At 47.0% G+C, this 23816-nt stretch carries 9 protein-coding genes; 4 read left to right on the plus strand and 5 right to left on the minus strand.

Annotation, left to right across the window (positions count from 1 at the left end):
• Positions 1-56 precede the first annotated feature (56 nt).
• The 4 genes from SLS51_RS16140 to SLS51_RS16155 form a co-directional block, all read right to left on the minus strand.
• A complete protein-coding gene (locus tag SLS51_RS16140; protein ID WP_011144920.1) occupies positions 57-287 on the minus strand; it encodes a hypothetical protein in 231 nt (76 codons plus the stop codon).
• Entirely contained in the window at positions 284-13819 is a 13536-nt protein-coding gene (locus SLS51_RS16145; protein WP_323839688.1) for a hemagglutinin repeat-containing protein, read from the minus strand. The genes SLS51_RS16140 and SLS51_RS16145 overlap by 4 nt, the downstream gene beginning before the upstream one ends.
• A gap of 59 nt (positions 13820-13878) precedes the next feature.
• Positions 13879-15543, minus strand: coding sequence for a ShlB/FhaC/HecB family hemolysin secretion/activation protein (locus tag SLS51_RS16150; RefSeq protein ID WP_323839689.1), 1665 nt, complete (start codon positions 15541-15543; stop codon positions 13879-13881).
• Between the two features lie 397 nt (positions 15544-15940).
• Positions 15941-16585: a YtjB family periplasmic protein gene (locus SLS51_RS16155; protein WP_112876412.1), complete on the minus strand. Its 645-nt coding sequence runs from the start codon at positions 16583-16585 to the stop codon at positions 15941-15943.
• A gap of 115 nt (positions 16586-16700) precedes the next feature.
• Between SLS51_RS16155 and serB the strand changes: the two genes are divergently transcribed.
• From serB to SLS51_RS16175, 4 genes are all read left to right on the plus strand, one after another.
• Positions 16701-17678 (plus strand): phosphoserine phosphatase, encoded by a 978-nt coding sequence (gene serB, locus SLS51_RS16160; RefSeq protein WP_323839690.1) that lies wholly within the window; start codon positions 16701-16703, stop codon positions 17676-17678.
• A 146-nt stretch (positions 17679-17824) separates the two neighbouring features.
• Positions 17825-19207: a DNA repair protein RadA gene (radA, locus tag SLS51_RS16165; RefSeq protein WP_323839691.1), complete on the plus strand. Its 1383-nt coding sequence runs from the start codon at positions 17825-17827 to the stop codon at positions 19205-19207.
• A 13-nt stretch (positions 19208-19220) separates the two neighbouring features.
• Positions 19221-20456: a multifunctional transcriptional regulator/nicotinamide-nucleotide adenylyltransferase/ribosylnicotinamide kinase NadR gene (gene nadR / locus SLS51_RS16170; RefSeq protein WP_323839692.1), complete on the plus strand. Its 1236-nt coding sequence runs from the start codon at positions 19221-19223 to the stop codon at positions 20454-20456.
• 674 nt (positions 20457-21130) lie between these two features.
• Complete coding sequence (locus tag SLS51_RS16175; protein WP_323839693.1) at positions 21131-21877, plus strand: ABC transporter ATP-binding protein; 747 nt, start codon at positions 21131-21133, stop codon at positions 21875-21877.
• A gap of 38 nt (positions 21878-21915) precedes the next feature.
• Here SLS51_RS16175 and ettA read toward each other — a convergent pair whose 3' ends face one another.
• Positions 21916-23583 (minus strand): energy-dependent translational throttle protein EttA, encoded by a 1668-nt coding sequence (gene ettA / locus SLS51_RS16180; protein ID WP_323839694.1) that lies wholly within the window; start codon positions 23581-23583, stop codon positions 21916-21918.
• Between the last annotated feature and the right edge of the window lie 233 nt (positions 23584-23816).

The following is a 23816-nucleotide window of genomic DNA, read 5'->3' on the forward strand; positions in this document are numbered from 1 at the left end:
GGGGTAGTTCACTTTAGTTGGGATCTTTTTAACATTATGACGACATTAAACTTTTCCTAAAATCTTTTATGTTGAAGATAATTTATCAAACAAATAACACCACCTAGGAATATCCCCATAACAACACCTATTCCAATAGCCTCAACAATATCTTTATAACCGATGAAAAACACGCCAGTTTCAAAATAAAGAACAAATTTAACTAACAGTTTTACCGCCATGACCGTGATGAACACACCTATGCTCTGAACTAAAGACCAATATAAAAAATAGATTATAAATTTCATTTTTTATCCTTAGAGCTTAACTCATCCATGATTACTTTATTTGCAGTTTCAGAACCAACAGCTCCTACTGCACTACCAACAATGCCAGGAGCAGGGGATACTAACGGTGGTGCAGATATCGAAGGATTGATTAAATTGAATCTTTCTTTAAATCCATTTGACCAAGGATTCATTTTATTATCCAAATAGTTAGTAGTTCCCTTTGTCACTCCATAACCTACTGATGATCCTACAAACGCGCCTCCCATTGGTAACCACGGAGAATTTCCATCAATTACGCTAGAAACACCTGCTCCTAATGTATTAGTCGCAGCAGTACCCCAATACCCCATTCCTGCCGTTGCACCGCCTGTAATCAAAGATGTCCCGAAACTGGTATAGCTAAAGTTTTCTTGAGGATTGTTGTAGATGTTGTAACCTTGCATTCCTAGGTTGGCTAAGCCTGTAGTACCTACACCTATAGCTCTGTTTGCAATAGTCGTACTTCCAATCCAATTAGTAACAGCAGGTGTAGCCGTTTTAGCTAATGTCGGTAAGGCTAGAGAAATTGTTGCAATTACTGCCCGTGGGATATTATTGCTTTTCTGCAATGTATCGTAATTATCAATTACTGGACTAATCTGGTTAAGGCTATATTCTGTTAATTTTGTACAGTCAGCGTCACAATTTGGTGATTGAATAAGCTTGATCAACTCTTCCTGTTGTTTCATCAGATAATCTTTTGAAATCTTAGTTTCAATAGCTTTCTGTTGCTGATCTTGATCAGCTTTACTAGCAACCTCAATTAAACGATTCTTTTCTTCATCAGTAGATGATGCTTTATATTTTTCCAACCATGAGGTGATCTGACCTGCCTTCAGGAAATTGTTCTCAATCGCATTCTTCCCGGCCTGGGCCCCGGTGACGGCGCTGTCGGTGGAGTCACCGGCAATGCCGCCGGCCAGTCCCGCGGCCAGGGTGGAGAGGGTGCTGATGGTCTGTTTTTCTTCTTCACTTAAGTCACTGACTTTAGCATTTTCGCCGTGAATATGCTTCATCAGTTCCCGGGCAGCCAGTTCACCGCCTGCCGCTCCTGCCGCACCCGCCAGCGCATTGTTGCCACTGACTTCGGCGGCCACGGCCCCCAGAATGGCATGGGCCAGGGTATTGGTGACGACATCGACTTGATGGGTTTTCGGGTCGGTAGTCAGGTCTTTAATCACCCCGGCCAGGTAAGGGGAAGCGCCGCCTGCCAGTGCCTGACCAATATTTCCGCCCGCGAGTCCCTGAATAGCCGCGGTAGCCGCCTGTAAAGCCGTGTGGTATTTCCCACCGGTGCCCAGACCAGACTCATTCAATGCCGCGTTATAGGCAGTCTTGTAAATCTGGTCTTTAATAAGCGCCGGGGTGATGTCGGTTTTACCTTTATCCTTCAGTACTTTTATAGCCGCTTCTCTATCCGGGTCACTGATGTTCTCCAGTTTGGCGTGGGCTGCTTTGGTGGCGATAATGGCCCCTTCGGTGCCGGCGATATCAATCACCTGCGCACTGATTTCGCCAATCAGTTGGGCCTGTTTCAGCCGTTGCTGCTCTTTCTCTTTGTCAAAGATAGGGCTGAGAGCATTGTTAGCATGGTCGGTATCCCGGCTGAGGGTGGTGACATCCTGTTGCTGGTGGTCTTTATCCCGAATAATCAGGGTGCCGTCACTGACCGCGGCGTGAGTGGTGCTTTGGGCGTGGCCTTCCCGGTTAGCGCCGCCCAGGGTATTGGCCGCCAGATTACTGAGGAACATGCCGCCGGCTGAGCCACCTGTGCTGATACTCGCACTATGGTGTTCGGTTTTAAAATCCGCTTTGTTTTTGATATCGCCAAAGCCCAGCGTGCCGGTATCGAGGGTGTTTTTGTCTTTGTCTGCGGTACTGGCAATGACTGCGCCGTCAAGCTGGGTGTGTTCACCCACTTTTACCTGATAGCCGCCTTTGCCGGCAAACAGTCCGGTTTGTTCCTGTACGGAGTCAAAGTTGCTGTGGATTTTGTCGCGGCTGGCGCTGAGGTTCAATGAACCGCCCGGTTGTGGACCGAGAGTAACACTGACACCGGCACTGGCGTTCTGCTGCTTCATATCGTAGCGGTTGCTGTCCTGCTCGCTACTGAGCGTCAGGTGGCGTTTGACGTCGGCGGTAATCTGTTCGCCGCTGACCTGAGCGCCTTTGAGCGAGGCATCCCGGCCGGCGTTGAGGGTGACGGTTTGTCCTGCATCCAGCGTAGTTTCGTTATGGCTGACGCCGTTGCCGCTTTCACGGCCTTTGCCGTGGTTAACACTGGCGGAGAGGTTGATACCCGTGCCCCCCGGTCCGGCAGTGAAACCGACGCCCAGTGAGCCACCGCGACTGCTGTTTTTGCCGGTGGTCTGTTCGGTGTTCTGGCTGGATGAGAGCTGGATATCCCGGCTGGCATTGAGTTGCAGGTCTTTACCCGCCTGCAACTGGCCGCCCTGAATGCGGATATCGCCGTGCTGGTCTGATGTCCCGGAAGCGGTGAGGGTGAGATTATCCCCGGTCATCAGGCTGCTGCCCTGTTGAGTGGTCTGGTGCTGTTTCAGTTCTGACCGGGAGGACTGGCTGCCGTAGGAGAGGCTGACACCCACCAGGTTGTTGTTGGCTTTGTCGTCACCACCTTTAGCGTCGGCCAGACGGGCTGCCTGGACAGCTTGTACCCCGCTAAGGGCGGCTTTGGTGCCTTGTAAGGCTTTGATACGGCTGTCACTTTCATTGTTGGCGGTTTGAACCGTTTGAACGGCGGAATTCAGGGCCCCGCCTGCGGTGCCGGACAGCGCCACGGTCAGGCCGCTTTGTTTCTGTTCGGTTTTGGTGATAGCGGTGTGGCTGTTTTCCGCACTGGTGATGTGAATGTTTTGGCCGGAAAGTTGCGTATCGCGGCCCGCCACGACATCACTGCCGTGAAGGTTGAGCTGTTTTCCGGCGCTGAATGTTACATTGCCCTGGCTGCTGCCGACCGTGCTGCCTTTGTTGAGGTTGCTGTCGATATCGGTAGTGGATTTTTGGCTGGCTTTGCCGACGGAGAAGCCGATACCGCCGGTCCCCATCAGACCGGATTTTTTCTCTTGTTTGAAGTGCGTTTCATGACGGGCTTCATCCGCGGTAGTGATGGTGAGCTGATTGCCTGCGGCCAGATGAACATCCTGAGTGCCTGCCACGTTACTGCCGATGATGTTGAGGTCATTTCCGGCCTGTACAGTCACGCGGTCACCGCTGAGCGTGGTGCTCTGTGCCCGGCGTTCATGCACCTCATCGTGGGTTTCGACGGAGGATTTGGAGAGTAAGCCTTTACTGGTCTGTTTGCTGTGTTCTGTCAGGTCTGATGAAGCGGTACCGGCATTCAGGGTGATGTTGTTCCCGGCCTGAGCGGTAAGTTGTTGACCGGCGTTCACGTTAGCCGCGGTAGCATTGAGGTTATTGCCCGCTCTCAGCGCCAGGTTCCCGGCGGTGGTTATCTGGCTACCGACGTCATGTTGTTGTGTCAGATGGCGATAGTTGTCGCTCCCCCAGTCACTGTTTTCTGTGCGATGGATACGCAGGGTATCCAGAGTCAGGTCGAGGCCCGCTGTTATCTCTGTCTGACCGTCTTTGCCCGCATTTTCCACGTCACTGGCAGTGAGATGGATGTTGTTGAGGGCTTTCAGCGACAAAGTACCGTTGTCATTCTGGACATAAATGCCCGCTGGCCGATCCTGCCAGCGGTCAGCACCTGCTCCGCGCAGGGTAGAGGCACTGGTGATATCCCGATCTGCCTGTGCAGAAACGCGGTCACGGCCCCGAATTTGTCCGCCGAGGTTGGTGATGTCCTGCCGGGCGGTTAAATCCACTTTGCCGCTTTGGATAAAGCCGCTGTTGGTCAGATTGCTGGCTGCCAGTTGGGTGACTTCACGTCCGCTGATGGTGCCGCTGTTGGTAATATCTCTTCGGCTATTTATTGTCACGTTTTTACCGGAGAGTAGAGCACCGTCACCGGTCAGATCGCCTTTATTCACGCGAGCGTAGACCTGTGGCACGGTCACGGTCTGTTTTGTGCCATCTGCCAGAGTCACGGTCCGGTTGGTCAGCCAGATAATGTCTGAGGTGAGCAGCGCCATCTGCGATGGGCTCAAGGCGATACCGGGGGTGAGTTGTTGCTGTTTGCTGAAGGCAACGCCAGCTTCCATTAACGCTTTGAACTGAGTTTCATCATTGTGGTGACCCGCCAGATAACGCTGGCCGGTCAGTTGGGTGATTTGATCACGCACCAGGCGCTGTTCGTAGAACCCATCTCCCAGGCGTTTGTGTGCCAGTACCGGGTCGTGGGTTAACTGTTGTTGCATGTAATCCGTGCCTAGCCACTTTTTATATTGGGTGAATTTAGGGTCGGTCTCCACTAAATAATGGCTGTCACTGCCCGGCTGTACGACAAACAGGCTGTTGTCCGGCAGGCGGGTATCTGGAGCAACGATACGGATAAGAGGTTCGACGCTTTGACCTTGGACGGTATCAGACGGTAGCGTTAGTTCAAATTGTTGGCCTGTTGGTAACACCAGCGGGCGCTCATCTAATGGACCACTGTTGGGTAGGGTGACCGTCACCGGGGGGAGTACCCGTTCAGTTTGTTGAACGGGTGGAAGTACCGGGTGTTCAGTGAGTGCATCTCTGTTTGGTAGTACTACTGCTCCGGACGATAATACCTGCTCAGTCTGTTGACCTGTAGGTGAAAGTATTGGGTGTTCAGTGAGTGCATCTCGGCTTGGTAGTGCCACTGCGCCGGACGATAATATCTGCTCAGTCTGTTGGCTCGTAGGTGAAAGTATTGGGCGATCAGTCGGTATGTCCCTGTTCGGTAGTGTGATGGCGTTGATAGTGGCATTGGTGAACGTAACTTCACCGGCTTCCGCCATTCTTGAGGTCAGATTAATCCCGGTTGGTGTACTTTGAACACGGCTTGTCTGCCTGTCACCTATTGTTATGCCGGTAGAGTTTGGACGAGTGTTGCCCTGCCAGGCTAGGGCTTTCAGGTCAATGGTTTCGGTTATCGGTGCTGGGTTATAGTCGTCCCAGTCTTTTCCTTGGGAGGTTTTGGTTCCTCTGAATCGACGTTTTTTCTTTTTGGCATACCAACGGATTTCGCTACCTTCATCCGTAATGATACGTTCACCTTTGGTGGCGTTATTGTGTAGCTCGTCAATATCACCCCCGAGTATTCCACCTGCTACGATCTGACTGTCGTCATTGGTCAGCATCGCGCTATTGATGGTCATATTACCCCCAGACAAAATTTTACCTGGATCACTCTCTTTTATCTGGGTTTCATTGATGGTACGGGTATATCGGTACTCGTAAAATTCCTCACTTCCGCTGCCATCCGGCATGACGGCTCTGTGCACGCCGTATTTGTTGCGACGGGAAGTATTCACTTGTGACCAGTCATAGCGGGTAGTGTGGCCGCTCAATACGGCTTCATGACGCTGGGATTTTTCTGTTTCGACGATATGGGTGACCAAACCGTTGTTGGTATTTTTGATAATAGCGGCATCAATCTTTAGGTTACCCCCGGCCTCAATGGTTGCCGCGTGATTGCTGAGTCGGCCAGCTTGACTAGTCGCAGCCAGGTTCTCATCCAGTTGTCCACCAATGCGCATGTCACCCACGCTGTAAATCAGGGCATGGTTACGGTTGTTGAGGGTTCCGGTGCTGATATCTAATCGATCTCGGGCGGCAATGACGGCGGCTTTATCATCTTTTGCTGTGTTATTGAGAGTGTCAGTCTTGAGCGCTATTTGGTCACCGTAAATACGTCCGGTTCCGGTGTTGTCCAGTACTTTGGTGGTGAGATGGGTCAGTTCGCCGTCAATGAGCCCGGTGTTGGTCAGCGTGTTTCGGACGTTGACTTCGGTTTGCTTGGCTCTGATTTCCGCAGCTTGGGTGTTGGTGAGATTTAGGGCTTCCAGGTACGCCTGTTCGGCTTTAATTTTGCTGTCATTGATAATGTTGCCGTCGGTTTCCAGAGACAGCTTGCCATCGGCGGCGATGTTACCGGTGTTGTGGAAGTCTTGTTTTAATTTCACCTCTATATCGCCCTGCGATAAGATTTGGCCGTCACCGCTCAAGGCGTTGGCTTTAATTTTGACCTTTTCACTCCCAGTCAGTGTGCCTTGCTGGTTATTCACCGTCAGTTTCTGGGTTTTATCTTCGATGGTGAGTTGTTTTCCACCGGAGATTAGCCCTTGTTCGTTTTTCAGAGACTGATTAATGATAGCTTGCAGGCGGTTGGCTCCCTGTAATGTTCCCTGGGTGTTATCTATCTGTTGAGCTTCAATTATCAGGTCTTGGGCTTCGGTACCCTGGTCAGGGTGATGAGTCTCCCGGTTAATGAGTTCCGCTGTTTTTAGTGTCAGTTGTTGGTCACTGTGGATAAGGCCGCCAGTATTGTTCGTTTGTTTCGGCGCGTTAATCGTCGCGTTACCTATGGCTTTGACCTGTCCGCGGCGGTTGTCGAGCTGTAGGGTATTCAGGTTCATGGTGTCTGTTGACAGCAGCTTACCGTCTTGGTTATCCGTATCGGCTTGCCCGGTGTCGATGGTGAGTTTTTTACCCTGAATGTGTCCGTGTTGGTTATTCAGTTTGCCACTGGTCACGGTGGTGTTGTCATCGCCAATAATACGGCCATGCTGGTTGTCCAGTAGCTGCCCATTTGTGTCAATATTGACGGTTTTTGCTGACTTCAATGAGCCATTGCTGTTGGTAAGCGTCTGGCTATGAATCTCCAGTCCACTGTTACCAGCAATCAGTCCTTTTTTATTGGTGAGGGTTGTACTGGTAATCTTAGTTTTGCCATCCGCGGCGATAAAGCTAGCGTCGTTGTTTAATTCTCCGATATCCAGTGTCAAATCTCCGCGAGCAGAGAATTCGCCTGATTTATCTTTGTCGCCGGTGTTATTCAGGCGTTGGCCTTGAGTGTTGAGATTCAGGTTGCCATCAGAATGGACCTTGCCTTGTTGGTTATTAAATGCTTGGGTAATCAGCTTTATCTGTTGGGTGCCAACAATGGTGTCTTGAGTATTATCTACGTTTGCGATTTTGCGATTGGTAATTGTACCAGCCTGATTATGTAAATCACCGCTGGTAATTAATATTTCGTCCTGGCTGCGGATACCGCCCCGATCACCACTGTTTTTATTAGTTAGTGAATGGCCGTGCGTATTGATAGTGAGTTTGCTTGCGGATTGCAACAGGCCGCCGCTGTTATCAGTTTGGTTCACTGATAATGTTAGAGCATCTTTTTCGCTGATGAGGGTTCCGCCTTGGTTTTTCAGTTCACCCGCAGTCACTGTCGTTGCTCCTGTACCGATGATAGCACCATCCTGATTGTCGATTTCACCGGTAGTCAGGGCCATCGTTCCTTTACTGATAACGCCTCTGGTATCGCCGCTTTTGGCGGTGGTCAGTTTTTTTCCGTGAGTATCTATCGTCATGTTGCCGTCAGACTTTATTAGTCCACCGGTACTGTCTAACTTGCCGCTGTCGAGTTGTAGGTTTTTCCTACTGACTATGGTGCCAGTTAGGTTGCTTAATGTTTGTTGATGAGAATTGATGTGAGTTTCATCGCCACGGATATATCCGAAATCATTGATGAGTTCACCTGTAATCAGTTTTAGGCTATCCAGTGCGAGGATTCCGTTAAGTTCTCCGCTATCGGTATTCGTCAGTTTCTGCTGTTGGGTATCCAGTTTCAGACTGGCTGAGGATTGTATCAGCCCACGTTGGTTGTTGACGGCTTGTGTTGTCAGATCAGCTTTTCCTTTCGAGAGGATTTTACCGTCAGTGTTATCAATTTCACCGGCTTTTAGGGTTAGGTCACTGTCGCTGCGTATGCCGAGGTCATCCCCGCTTTGCGTATTAGTCAGCTTTTGGCCGTGGGTGTTAAGAGAAAGGGTTGTTTTGGATTGCAGCAAACCACTTGTGTTATTCAGTTCACCGGTATTCATGGTGAGTTGTTGATTCTGGCTGACTATTTTACCGCTGGTATTATCAACGGTTCCTGTTGATGTCACGTGGAGTTGTTTATCGGCGATGACTCTTCCCTGTTGGTTATCGATAGCGCCCGCAGTTATTGTCAACTCTCCCTGGCTTGTTATCCCCTGTTTAGGTTGGCTGTTGCGGTTGGTTATTTTGCCTTGTTTCCCATCTAGAGTCAGGTTTTTATCCGCATGGATCCAGCCAGCTTCATTATTGATGCCTTGAGCAGTCAGTTTGACATTGCCTGCACTAATTATGCCCCCGGTCTTGCCACTGTTGAGGTTAGTCAGTAGCTCACCTTGTGTATCGAGTGTCAGATCACCTGCTGATTTCAACAGGCCGCCGCTGTTATCGGTTTTTTTCACGGTCAATGTGAGCGAGCCGGTTTCACTGGCAAGGGTTCCGCCTTGGTTTTTCAGTTCACTGCCGGTAACGGTGGTTGTTCCTGTACCTTTGATAAAACCATCTTGGTTGTCGATCTCGCCAGTGGTAAGGGTCATTGTCCCTTTACTGAAAACACCACCGGTTTTGCCGCTTTTGGCGGTGGTTAGTTTTTCCCCGTGCGTGTTCAGTGTCATATCGCCGGTAGACTCTATTCGTCCGCCGGTACTGTTGAGTTCTCCACTGTCGAGCTGTAGGTTTTTCTTACTGAATATGGTGCCAGCCAAGTTGTTTAGTGCTTGCTGATGAGTGTTAATGTGGGTTTCGTTACCACGAATATCGCCGCGGTCATTGATCAGTTTGCCGGTAGTCAGTTCCAAGGTATCTTCTGCGATGATCCCGTTTTTACCGCTATCGGTGTTGGTGAGTTCATGCTGTTGGGTATCCAGTTTCAGACTGGCTGAGGATTGTATCAGCCCACGTTGGTTGTTGACGGCTTGTGTCGTCAGATCGGCTTTTCCTTTCGAGAGGATTTTACCGTCAGTGTTGTTGAGGTTTTGGCTGGTTAGCGTGGTTTTGCCTTGTGAGTCTATCTTGCCAGCGGTGTTATCAATTTCACCGGCTTCCAGAGTCAGGTCACTGTCGCTGCGTATGCCGAGGTCATCCCCGCTTTGCGTATTAGTCAGCTTTTGGCCGTGGGTGTTAAGATAAAGGGTTGTTTTGGATTGCAGCAAACCACTTGTGTTATTCAGTTCACCGGTATTCATGGTGAGTTGTTGATTCTGGCTGACTATTTTACCGCTGGTATTATCAACGGCTCCTGTTGATGTCACGTTGAGCTGCTTATCGGCGATGACTCTTCCCTGTTGGTTATCGATAGCGCCCGCGGTTATTGCCAACTCTCCCTGGCTTGAGATCCCCTGTTTAGGCTGGCTGTTGCGGTTGGTTATTTTGCCTTGTTGCCCATCTAGAGTCAGGTTTTTATCCGCATGGATCCAGCCCGCGTCATTATTGATGCCTTGAGCGGTCAGCTTGACATTGCCTGCACCGATGATGCCTCCGGTCTTGCCGCTGTTGAGGTTAGTCAGTAGTTCACCTTGTGTATCGAGTGTCAGATCACCCTTGGATTTCAACAGGCCGCCGCTGTTATCGGTTTTTTTCACGGTCAATGTGAGTGCGCTGGTTTCACTGGCGAGGGTCCCGCCTTGGTTTTTCAGCTCACCGCCGGTAACGGTGGTTGTTCCTGTACCGATAATCACACCGTCTTGGTTGTCAATATCGTCAGTGGTCAGCGTCATATCACCGGTAGACTCTATTCTCCCGCCGGTACTGTTAAGTTCTCCGCTATCGAGTTTTAGGTTTTTCTTACTGGCTATGGTGCCGGCCACGTTGTTTAGTGCTTGATGATGAGTGTTAATGTGGGTTTCACCACCACGGATAGATCCGTGGTCATTGATCAGTTTACCGGTAGTCAGTTCCAGGGCATCTTCTGCGACGATCCCGCCATTTTTACCGCTATCGGTGTTAGTGAGTTCATGCTGTTGTGTATCTAATTTCAAACGGGTTGCGGATTGTATCTGTCCACGTTGGTTGTTGACCGCTTGTGTTGTCAGATCGGCTTTTTTCCGTGAGAGGATTTTACCGCCGGTGTTGTTGAGGTTTTGGCTAGTTAGCGAGGTTTCACCTTGCGCATCTATTACGCCAGCGGTGTTATCAATTTCACCGGCTTCCAGCTTCAGATCACTGCCGCTGCGGATACCGCGTTTTTCTCCGCTCTGTGCGTTAGTCAGTTTCTGGCCTTGGGTGTTGAGCGACAGGGCTGTGCCGGATTTCAACAAGCCACCGGTGTTGTCAACTATCCCGGATGTTACGGTGAGTCGTTTATCAGCTTCTACAGATCCTTGATGGTTATCAATAGCACTTGCCGTCAGCGTCAAGTCTCCTGAGCTACGAATACCTTGATTAGGCTGGCTGTTGCTATTGGTTATGGTTCCTTTCTGCCCGTCAAGGATCAGGTTTTTACCCGCATGGATTAGGCCCGCATCGTTGTTAACGCCTTGGGTCGTCAGCTTCATGTTGCCTATGCTGATGATGCCCCGGTCTTTGCCGCTGTTGGTGTTGGTTAGCAGCCCACTTTTCGTATCCAGTGTCAGATCACCCGCGGATTGCAGTAGTCCACCGCTGTTGTCAGTGTTGTTTACCGTTAATGTCAGGGGACCGGTTTTGCTGACAAGTTTTCCTCGTTGGTTGTGGAGTTCTCCACCCGTTATCGTTGTCGTTCCTGTACCCGTGATGGTGCCATCGTGGTTGTCTATCTCGCCTGTTTTTAAGGTGAGCGCTCCCTTACTGGTCACGCCACCCGTGTCACTGCTTTTAGCGGTGGTGAGCTTTTTCCCGTGGGTGTCTAATGTCATGTCGCCATCAGATTTTATTTGTCCACTGGTACTGTCGAGCTCTCCACTGTCAAGTTGCAGATTTTTCTTGCTCTCTATGGTGCCTTTTTGGTTGCTTAGCCGTTGTTCATGGGTATCGATGTGAATGCCATGACCAAGGATAACGCCCGCATTATTAGTCAGGTCACCGCTGGAAATGCGTAATGAGTCTTTGGCAATGATACCGCCAGTTTTGCCACTGTCGGTATTGGTCAGGGCTTGGTTTTGGGTATCCAACAACAGGCTTGACTCTGATTGGATCTGTCCACGAGTGTTATCTAATGCTTGTGTGGTCAGTTCCGCCATCTGTTGTGATAAGAGTTGACCGTCGGTATTGTCAACGTTACCGGCGTTAAGGGTGGTTTTTCCTTTAGCGGAAATAATGCCGGCGGTGTTGTTGATATCACCTGTACGGAGTTCCAGATTACCGCTGCTTAATATGCCTTTTTTGTTTTTGTCATCACTTTTGGCGTTAGTCAGTCTCTGTCCATGAGTATTGACTATCATGTCACTGCCAGATTGTAACAAACCAGACGTGTTATCCAGCTCACCGCTGTTTAGGGTGAGTTTTTCTTTGGCAATAACTTGTCCTGCGGTGTTGGTGAATTTATCTCCTTTGGTTTGGCTGTCTATCTGCTGAGCCAGTAATGATCCTTGATGGTTATTCAACGCCTGACTTTTTGTTGTGAGCTTTGTTTTGGCTTCGATTCGTCCGTCAACGTTTTCAATGTTTTTCGCAATGATCAGTTCTGTGCTGCCACCGGTTGCAGCGATTTTACCTTTACTGTTATCCAAGGTGGTGGCATCGATTTTCAGGTTGCCATTACCTTTAATCTCGCCATCTTGGTTATTCAGCGTCTTGGCAGTGAGGGACATCTTATCTTTGCCATTCTGCTGCATTACTCCACTCTGATGGCTTAATGTGTCTGTTTTTATTGTAATCTTGTCGGCGGTAGTGACTGCTTTTTTGTTTAGTTGCAGGTTGTGGGCTTGTATATCCAGCTCGCCATTGGAGAGTAGTTTGCCTCCGTCACCTATCCACTGATGGGTGTTGAGTGACAGTTTACCTTTGCCGGCGAGTTGAATTGTCCCTCCTTCCGTGTTGTCCGCTTTCTTGTGGACGGTTAGGTTCAGGTCATTCCCGTTATTGGCGATTTTTCCATGATGGTTGTCCAGCGTTCCTGTGGTGATAGCCAGTCGTTTTCCTTCATTGAGAATGGTTCCGCTTTGGTTATTCAGTGTTTGGGTGTTCAGTACCAGCTCGCCGTTGCCGGTTTGATTAATTTTTCCCTGATTGTTGGATAAGGCTGGAGTCGTTAAGTTGATTTCTCGTGCTACCAGTGTGCCGCCGTCGTTGTTAAATTGGCCTGGTGTTTTAGCTGTAAAGCTGTCAGCGGTGACTGTAGCGTTGGCGGTGCTAACCTCTTGCTGACTGGCAGTGAGTTGAATGTTGTTAGCAGAAGTTTGGCTGCCGCTGAGATCAATCTTTTTACTCTGTACTGCCAGAGTATTGGTTGCCAGATTTTTTCCATTGGCCTGAATGTGCTGTTTGGCGGTCAGTGTCAGCGATCCGGGCAGCGTGGCTTTTCCTTTATTATCAATACCGGCGGATAGGGTGCTGCCGCTGGCGCTTTGTATCGACTCCGCTTTGATTATGGTATTGCTTCGTGCGGCAATGGTGCCACTATTCTCAATTAGTCCATCAACTGTGAGGCGAACTTCACCGGCGGTTGCTCCGATGTGGCCGGCGTTACGTACCCCTACACCAAATTCGGTACCCACCAGCATGATTTTATTGGCGTACATGCCACCGAGTGCGGCTACGTCCAGCGTAAATGAGGGATTCTTGCTGCGGTCAGCAGTTTTTTTCTCAATATTCTGGTGAGCTGCATCAACGATATTACGTCCGGTGGTGATTTTTAGATCTTTCGCGTGCAGTTTGCCGTTGATGACCACCGAGCGGGCAATAATTTCGGTGTAATTTTGTTGTGAGCTGTCCAGTCCCAGCCCTTCTATGCGGACTTCTCCCCGGTCAATATCAAAGCCTTTCAGTCGGCCTTGTTCCATCATGGCCTGTCCTGTGGTGAGTGTTGCGCGATGGGCGTTAATGAATCCGCAGCCGTTGCAAGTGATGCCCGCCGGGTTGGCAATAATAACGTTGGCTTTTTGTCCGGCGACTTCTATCCAGCCATTAAGTTTACTGGCGTTAATACTGTTCACTTCATTGAGAATGATTTTGGCTTCTGCTTTGGCAAGCCAAGGATTGCCTGCCACCATACCGCCCAGTTGAGTTTGGACAGCATTGTGACTGTTGTTAAGGATGACGCCTCGTTTATCGATATCGAATTGGCTGTAGGTATTACGCGAGATACCTGCGGCGTTAGGGGTTTGAATATCGATTTGTGGCGTACCGTTTGCACTGTTCAGGATAGTCGGTTGCTGATTACCCGGTGCTTGTCCGTCGGCCACAATATTGGCTTGCGCTGTTAGGGAGATGCAGCCGGTTGCCAATAACAAACTCAGTCGTAACGCTGTTAACCGGCAAAGGCATTGTGGTGATTGCCGACGACTGCGGCGGCGTACCGTACTACCTTGCCCAGAGGTGGCAATATCAGCCACGACCATCAGCATGTTCCGGGCTTTGTTAAAGATAATACGATACAGATGCTTGTTCATTGTTTTTCTCCACTAACACTTTTTATCTGCGATAACTTTGGCTGCGTTGTTATTTTGAATTAGTACTGCCAGTACAAACTGAATCCGGTTGTGACTGATGAGGTTTGAAAGCCATCCGGTTTGGATAACGGGATACCAGCAAACAGGTCATAGCTCACGCCTTTGAGACTGCCGCGACAGCCCAGAACGCCACCCGCCAGATGTTTTCCCAGTCGCTGCTCATTCCCCGGCCCGCCAATTTCGCCATAATCCATGCCCATATACAGGGATTGACCATTCAGTGGCGTTTGCCATTCCAGTTCGTTACGGCTGTACCAACCATGATCTCCATTCAGTGTGCGTTCGCCGTCAAATCCGCGTACGGTCCAGCGGTTGCCAATTGAAAATTGATCCTGTGGCGTTAACGTTCTGGCGCTTATTTGACGCAGGTACTGGGTTTTGTAGATGAATGGCTGAGAAAATAGGGTAAATGGCGCAGAAAGTGCCGCAGAAAACTGGGTTGTTTTAAGTAAGGCAGTGGCTTCACCGCGGACCTCTTCTGGTGCGGGTTGTGCCCCAAACCAGCGAGTTCCTCGCTGGTAAGTCACTCCGGCATCCAAGGTGGCACTACCGATGTAGTGACGATGAGATAATCCTAATTTCCAGCCAGCCGTTTCTCGGCGCTGTACGTCGATTTCCAGGTCATTAATGAAACTTTTGGATGTGCGACGATAAATTTCGCCGTTAACCGAGGTTTTTTGACTGGCGTTACGATGCAAGATCCGGCTGAGTTGGACATTCAGATTTTTGCTTTCGCCGCTGTATTTGTCGTCTTTAGTTGGCCTGGCTACCTTTTGGTTGTAATCGTAATTACTGGCAGTGATGCCTGCCATCCAGTATCCCACTGGTAGGGAGTAATGGATGGTGTAGTTTTTGCTGCTGCGACCAGAAGGAGAGCGAATATCGCGCCCACCGGAGATATAAAATAGATCACTCAACGCAAGAGGATTATCCAGATATAAAGTTAATCCGCCTTGGTAACGCCCGGTACTTTTAGAACCCGAATCGTCCAGATAGCTAGCGAGTCGCCAATGTCTTGATTGACGCCAGTTCAGCACGATATCGCTTTCGCCTAACTGTTCATTCGGTACAATTTCCATGTCGGCTTGAACAGTAGGAAAACGTTGTAAATTTTCTAATCCTTGCTCAATATCCCGTAAGTCAAGTAGCGCTCCTTCGCGGGGAGGAAATGTGGTTATCCGTTGAATATAATTGCCACTTTCAGCGGTATAGCGAATATGCCCAATTTTGCCCGGTATGATCATGAGTTTTAAGGTCTTGGAATTAAGATTCTGACTGGGCGCTAATACTCGGCTAGTGACATAGCCATGATTAATTAACCGGTTTTGTATCCGAGTCATTAATATATTAATCCCCTGAGTGCCCAGACATTGGTTTTCTCCCTGTTGGGATAAACGCTTTAAAGGTAACCAGTGAGGAAAATGTTCCGTGCCTTCAAGAACGACTCGCGTAATGGGAAAGCAGGGCGTATCGACGGGAAATTTAGAAGGTACTGCTGTTTCAGGAACAGACAGACGAATATCCGCTGGTGGCGGCGCTAATTGGGCTTCCAGTGCTTTCTGTCGTTCTTGTTGATGAATGAGTTGCTGATCTGATATTTCGGCGGCTTTAACATCGGTAGTAACAATAAGAAAGCTAGTAAAAATAATAACCTTTTTTTTCATTATTCTTTGGCATCCCGCATGCGTCATATAATTTTTGGGGCGCTATTAGTCATTAATTTGACTTAATAATCAATATGTGGATTTACCTAGTGATATGATTGAAAAATATGGCTTGTTTTAAATTTATAATAAAAACAAATAGATATATTTTTGTTAGAAAATGATCAGGAGTGAAAAATACGTTGTTAATTAATGAGTTATGTAACTAACGTCAGGTATTTTTAATTTAATTCTATATATTGATAAATATGTGATATATGTCACTAAGAATATTATTATGTAATTAAGGTTAAAGTAACATAATAAACTATTACTTTAGTTATTAAATAATGGGATGGTAGAAATAATCGCATTTATTGGTTTCGATACCAAAATGATTGAGTAAGAAATTTTCGCTTTATTTCTCTTCTTCTTCATTTGCACTTGATTTACTGTTGGCTGTCAGTAAATAAGGTGATTGTTGCCATCGACTTGGCGTTAATTGCAATAGGTTATGTGCCAGAATAAAACCAATTGCTAAAGCGAGTAAGATCATGATCCGAAGTAAGTTAGTCGTGTTATCCACCTGTTTGGACTCAGTTGCCAATTTGTGGGTATCCAGCGTCAGGCGCAGAAAGCCTTTGGGTTCATCTTTTCCTGGGATGGGGACGACTATCTGGTAGTTAAAATAGCTGCCCGCTTTTTTACCATCCAAAGACAGACGATCCCGCACGGATACGTTCTCCCCGCTATGAGCAACCTGTGTCCCATTGTTAAGATAAACACTGGCATCAAGTATGCGGCTGTTTGTCGTCAGATGATGCAAATTAGCCAGTATCCGCTCATTATTAAGATCTTTGCTGCCACTCTCCATATAATCAGATAAGCTGAATGCGACTTGTTTTGCCAAGGTTTTTGCCAATTCCTCAAATTGATCCATCTGGGCTTGTTGGTGAGAACGGCTAAAATAAGAAACGCCCTGCATTAGAAATACTAATAAAGCAATGCAAATCAAGATAATAGCTGTTTTATGCAGTCGGAATTTTAATTTAGCTTTGATCATCGTTATCTCTTCCAAGCTTTGGTCAACGCAATGTTGCCAGATGCAGTACAGAGAGGATAGTTTGAAGCGCAATTTTTTGCTGTCAAATCATGTGGGATTACAGGAGTAGGGATTAATGTCTAATAACCTGGCTTATCACTATTTGCCGGAGGAGGTCCATAAGTGGCCGGGATTACCACTTTCGTTAAGTGGTGACGAAGTGATGCCGTTGGATTACCGAGCGGGTGACAGTGGTTGGTTGATATATGGCCGTGGCCTGGATAAACAACGTATTAGTAATTTTCAACATCGGCTTGGCGCTGCTATTGTCATCGTTTCTTCATGGCGTATTGATGATTATCAGGTAGTACGTATTGCCGGAAATTTGACTGCTCGTATTAAACGGCTGGCTGATGAGTGTCGGTTAGATGTGGTTCCTTTGGGGCAGATCCCTCGGTTGCGGTCACCAGGTTTGCTGGTGATGGATATGGATTCAACGGCAATTCAAATTGAATGTATTGATGAAATAGCTCGTTTGGCTGGCGTAGGTGACAAAGTGGCCGAAATTACCGAACGGGCAATGCAAGGAGAGCTGGATTTTTCTGATAGTCTGCGGGAGCGAGTTGCTCAGTTGGCAGGGGCTGATGCTGATATTCTGCGACAGGTTGTAGAAAATTTACCACTTATGCCGGGGCTGACCAGTCTGGTGCGTAAGTTACAATCCTTTGATTGGCATGTGGCCATCGCATCGGGTGGTTTTACCTATTTTGCTGACCATTTGCGCCAGAATTTACGTTTGGTGGCTGCGGTAGCCAATCAGTTAGAAGTCAAAAATAGTCAGTTGACAGGTAAGGTTATAGGACCGGTTGTTGATGCTAAATATAAGGCTGCTACATTGATGAAACTGGCAAAAAAACTGGATATCCCATTGGAGCAAACTGTCGCCATTGGTGACGGCGCTAATGACTTGAAGATGATCCGCAAAGCAGGGTTAGGTATTGCTTACCATGCCAAGCCGAAAGTTTATGCACAGTCGAAAGTGACCATCCGTCATGCTGATCTCATGGGAGTATTGTGTGTGTTAAGTGGTGGTCTCAAACACGAAGAGCGTTAATATACCCTATGGATTTCAAGATGCATCGCGACGGCAAGGGAGCGAATCCCTGGGAGCATAGCAAACTATGTGACTGGGGTGAGTGAGTGCAGCCAACAAAGAGGCAACTTGAAAGATGACGGGTATAGAGTTTTTAGGAGTGCAGAGTGGCTAAAGCAGCAAAGCGGGCATTTGTCTGTAATGAGTGTGGGGCGGATTATCCGCGCTGGCAGGGGCAATGTAGTGCGTGTCATGCTTGGAATACCATTACGGAGGTGCGCTTAGCCGCAGCACCTTCCTCCCGTAATGACCGGTTCAGTGGTTATGCGGGAGATGCTGGTGTCAGCAGGGTTCAGAAATTATCAGAGATCAGTCTGGAAGAACTTCCTCGTTTTTCTACCGGATTTAAAGAGTTCGATCGGGTGCTTGGCGGTGGTGTTGTTCCCGGTAGCGCGATTCTGATTGGCGGTAATCCGGGAGCAGGGAAAAGTACCTTATTGTTGCAGACGATGTGTCAGTTGTCTGCACAGATGAAAACTTTATATGTCACTGGGGAAGAGTCGTTACAGCAGGTGGCAATGCGTGCGCACCGGTTGGGATTGCCGACTGATAATCTGAATATGTTGTCAGAAACCAGTATTGAACAAATTTGTTTGATTGCGGAGCAGGAGCAACCAAAGTTGATGGTGATTGACTCCATTCAAGTGATGCATATGGCGGATATTCAATCTTCGCCGGGGAGTGTCGCTCAGGTCAGAGAGACTGCCGCTTATCTTACTCGGTTTGCTAAGACTCGTGGTGTTGCCATTGTTATGGTTGGTCATGTGACCAAAGATGGCTCGTTGGCGGGTCCGAAAGTGTTGGAACACTGTATTGATTGCTCAGTGATGCTTGATGGTGAAGCGGATTCCCGTTTTCGCACTTTACGTAGCCATAAAAATCGGTTTGGAGCCGTTAATGAGCTTGGCGTATTCGCCATGACCGAACAGGGATTGCGCGAGGTTAGTAACCCATCAGCGATTTTCTTGAGCCGTGGTGATGAAGTTACCGCTGGCAGTTCTGTCATGGTGGTGTGGGAAGGGACTCGTCCTCTGTTGGTCGAGATTCAAGCGCTGGTGGATCATTCTATGATGACCAATCCACGACGGGTGGCTGTGGGTTTGGAGCAAAACCGGTTGGCTATTCTGTTGGCTGTCCTTCATCGTCATGGTGGTTTGCAAATGTCCGATCAGGATGTGTTTGTGAATGTGGTGGGTGGAGTTAAAGTTGCGGAAACTAGCGCGGATCTCGCTTTACTGCTCTCTTTAGTCTCCAGTTTTCGGGATCGGCCGTTACCCCGTGATTTGGTTGTATTTGGAGAGGTGGGGCTAGCAGGGGAAATCCGTCCTGTGCCCAGTGGACAGGAGCGCATATCCGAAGCCGCTAAACATGGTTTTAAACGGGCGATAGTGCCTTATGCCAATATGCCAAAAAAAGCGTTGCCAGAGATGCAAGTTTTTGGTGTGAAAAAGTTGGCGGATGCGTTATCTGTTATGGAAGATTTTGATTAAACAGGGAGGAGATATGGGCCAATTTGACTACCTTAAAGAAGCGATTAAACAGACAGGTTATACGTTGCAACAGGTTGCTGATGCAAGTGGTATGACCAAAGGTTATCTCAGCCAATTAATTAATGACAAAATTAAAAGTCCCAGCGCCCAAAAACTGGCTGCTCTCCATCACTATCTGAGGTTGCAATATCCTGTGCAAAATAAAACTGTTGGAGTGATATTCGGCAAATTCTATCCATTGCATACTGGGCATATCTATCTGATTCAACGTGCCTGTAGTCAGGTGGATGAGTTGCATATTATCCTTTGTCATGATGAGCCTAGAGATCGGGAGCTGTTTATGAGCAGTTCCATGTCTCAGCAACCCACGGTGAGTGATCGCTTGCGCTGGTTGCTTCAAACATTTAAGTATCAGAAAAATATTCATATTCACTCTTTTGATGAACAGGGAATTGAACCCTATCCACATGGTTGGGATGTGTGGAGTGACGGCATGAAAGCCTTTATGTCAAAGAAAGGCATTAATCCAACTTATATATATTCCAGCGAAACTCAGGATTTTCCCCGATATAAAGAGCATTTAGGAATTGAGACAATTCTTATCGATCCACAACGTTCGTTTATGAAAATCAGTGGTCGGCATATTCGCCAGGACCCATTCCGTCATTGGGAATATATTCCTACGGAAGTGAAACCTTTCTTTGTTCGTACCGTAGCGATTCTTGGTGGAGAGTCCAGTGGTAAATCTACGTTAGTTAACAAATTGGCAAATATTTTTAATACGACAAGTGCTTGGGAATATGGTCGTGATTATGTTTTTTCTCATTTGGGGGGAGATGAGATGGCGCTACAATATTCGGACTATGACAAGATTGCATTGGGACAAGCCCAATATATTGATTTTTCTGTAAAATATGCAAACAAGGTTACATTTATCGATACCGATTTTGTCACTACCCAAGCATTCTGCAAGCGATATGAAGGACGTGAACACCCGTTTGTTCAGGCATTAATTGATGAATACCGATTTGATTTGGTCATTCTACTGGAAAACAACACCCCTTGGGTTGCTGACGGTTTGCGTAGCCTTGGCAACGAGCAGGATCGTAAAGAGTTCCAGCAATTGCTGGAGGATATGCTGAAAAGTAATAATATTGAATATGTCAATGTGGATTCACCCGATTATGATCAGCGTTTCCTACGTTGTATTGAACTCATTCAGCAACTTTTAGCGGCTAATCCTAAATGATAGGTCAATTGAATCGTTTATAACTAGATTCATATATAATATTTTATATGATAAATTAGTAAATATATATCTAATCACAATATGTATTGTGGCTGGATATTTTTATTTCCTGTAAGTAATAAAATATATAACGGCTATTAATATTTTTGATACTTCTATTGATTATTTATTTCTTGAATAAAGTCAAAATTAATAATTAAATACTTCCCAGTTGATTTTTAAATAAAAGTTTTTGTGTTTTTGATTAGTTGGGGAATAAGAGAATCTTGATTTTTTATTAATAATTTAATGTTCGAAGTATCATTGTTATTATGGTAATTAAATATTAATTTTAACATGTTGTTATGATATTAAGGTGTTTTTATCTATAAAAAATTATTTGTCTGATGTTATTTTTTTATTTGTACTAACAAGATAATGGTTTGTTGCTAATGAGTGGTTGATAGGGATGGGCTGATCTTGTTTAGTAAAATTTTGATTTTAGCATACAGATAGTCATTTGAAATAGTCACTAGTAGAAATATTGATATACTTTCAATTGAGATATTTCTTATATGATTTTCCCTCGTTTGTGTAATCTTATAATGATGAATATCTGTATTTTTACGGATTGCTCTGGCTGTAAGAGTTACTGATAATGCCAGATTTCTTACACTATTAATTATGCTGAGATAATGAATTTGAATCAAATCGCTACGATTGAAGCCATTGATATTTCATATGGTTTTTCGAACAGTAAAGCTAACCAGAAAATGATTTCAGACATCACTCTTTCTATTTTTCCAGGTGAATTTACTTTGATTAATGGGGATCTCTGTTCAGGAAAAAGTACTTTGCTGGCAATGATTTCTGGGTTATTGCCTCTCGATGGAGGAAAAATATTAATTGCTGATAATGAGCTGGGAAGGCTGAATAACTTCGAGTTAGATAGATTCCATTTGATAAATTGTGGTTTTATCTTTCAAAGAATTAATTTATCTAATGAACTTACGGTCTTGGATAATTTGCTATTATCTCTCTCTTGTGGAATCACGACTTCTCATCAGGAAGCAATAGTCAGGGCAACTAAGGCACTCAATATTGTTGGCCTGAAACACAAGAAAGATATATATCCCAAGGAATTGCGTGATAATGAAAAACAACGGCTGGCAATAGCCTGTGCCATTGTGAAAAGCCCTCGGTATTTGTTTGCTGACGAGCCAACCCGTCATCTTAATAATTATGAATGCCAAACAGCTATTGATATCTTAAGTTTTATTGCTCATCACCAAAGAGGTACGGTTGTTGTGGCTTCACAGGATAATAGGCTTATTAAACATGCAGATCGTATTATTACTTTGAAAGAAGGAAAGATTATCCATGATACGTATCTTACACATAGCATAATGAATAAGACTATGAGTTTATATCTAAATAATTGAGCGGAAAACGGCCTGTTACCAGGCCATTTTCAATATGATTATTTGCTGATTCTCTTATATTTAATGCGATGCGGTTCCAGTGCTGCTGCTCCGAGAGTCCGCTTCTTATAGTCTTCGTATTCACTAAAGTTACCTTCAAAGAAAGTGACTTCACCTTCATCTTGATAATCAATGATGTGGGTTGCGATACGATCAAGGAACCAACGATCATGGGAAATAACCATTGCACACCCTGGGAACTCCAGCAAGGCGTTTTCCAGTGCGCGCAAAGTTTCAATGTCCAGATCGTTGGTTGGTTCATCGAGCAACAGCATGTTACCGCCGACTTGCAGCAGTTTAGCCAAATGCAGCCGTCCTCTTTCACCACCAGACAATTCACCGACACGTTTACCTTGATCAACACCTTTGAAGTTAAAACGGCCAACATAGGCGCGACTCGGTAGCTCAAAGTTACCGATACGCATGATATCCTGGCCGCCGGAGATCTCTTCCCAAACGGTTTTCTTATCATCCATGTTGTCACGGAACTGATCGACAGAAGCGAGTTTGACGGTTTCACCTAACGTGATGGTGCCGGAATCGGGTTGTTCTTGGTTGGAGATCATACGGAACAGGGTAGATTTACCTGCACCGTTAGGCCCGATAATCCCAACAATCGCCCCTTTGGGCAGAGAGAAGTTCAGATTATCAATCAGAACTTTATCGCCATAGGATTTGGTTAGATTTTCCACTTCCAAAACTTTGTCGCCCAAGCGTGGCCCAGGTGGAATGAACAGTTCGCTGGTTTCGTTACGTTTCTGGTATTCAACGCTATTTAATTCTTCAAAACGGGCCAGACGCGCTTTACCTTTTGCCTGACGGCCTTTCGGATTTTGGCGAACCCATTCCAGCTCTTTCTCAATGGATTTACGGCGTGCGGCTTCTGTTGCGGCTTCTTGAGCCAGACGAGCATCTTTCTGTTCCAGCCATGAAGAGTAGTTACCTTCCCACGGAATGCCTTCACCGCGGTCAAGTTCCAGAATCCAGCCAGCAACGTTATCAAGGAAGTAACGGTCGTGGGTAATTGCAACAACGGTACCTTCGTAATCGTGCAGGAAGCGTTCCAGCCAAGCGACAGATTCGGCGTCAAGGTGGTTAGTGGGTTCGTCCAGTAGCAGCATGTCGGGTTTTTCCAGCAGTAAGCGGCAGAGTGCCACACGGCGGCGTTCCCCTCCAGATAGGTGCTCGATTTTTGCATCCCACGGCGGCAGACGCAGGGCATCAGCGGCGCGTTCAAGCTGGTTATCAAGGTTATGACCATCGTGGGATTGAATAATCGCTTCCAGTTCACCTTGTTCTTTAGCCAGTTTGTCAAAATCAGCGTCAGGATCAGCATAGGCTGCGTAGACTTCATCCAAACGAGTCAGCGCGTGTTTTACCTCGCTAACCGCTTCTTCCACTGCTTCGCGGACAGTGTGCTCAAGGTTTAATTTAGGCTCCTGCGGTAGATAGCCAATTTTAATTCCTGGCTGTGGGCGAGCTTCTCCTTCGATATCTTTATCGATGCCGGCCATAATGCGCAATAAGGTAGACTTACCGGCGCCATTAAGACCAAGAACCCCAATTTTTGCTCCCGGAAAGAAACTCAAGGAGATATTTTTCAGAATATGGCGCTTCGGGGGAACAATTTTACCAACCCGATGCATGGTGTAGACATATTGAGCCACGTTGCTATAAGCCTCGCTATCTCTGATGGTGATAATGCCTGTGTTGCGAAGCAAGTCGCATGGACAGGGCGCGTTGATACCTGATTATATCCGTTTAGATTGTTGATGTTCATCTGAATATGATTTGTCATAGTTTACCCGATTTAAGTTAATAAACTCTATACCCGTTATCTTTCAAGTTGCCTCTTTGTTGGCTGCGCTCGCTCACCCCGGTCACATAGTTTGCTATGCTC

Source organism: Photorhabdus africana, assembly GCF_035181445.1.
GTDB lineage: Bacteria > Pseudomonadota > Gammaproteobacteria > Enterobacterales > Enterobacteriaceae > Photorhabdus > Photorhabdus laumondii.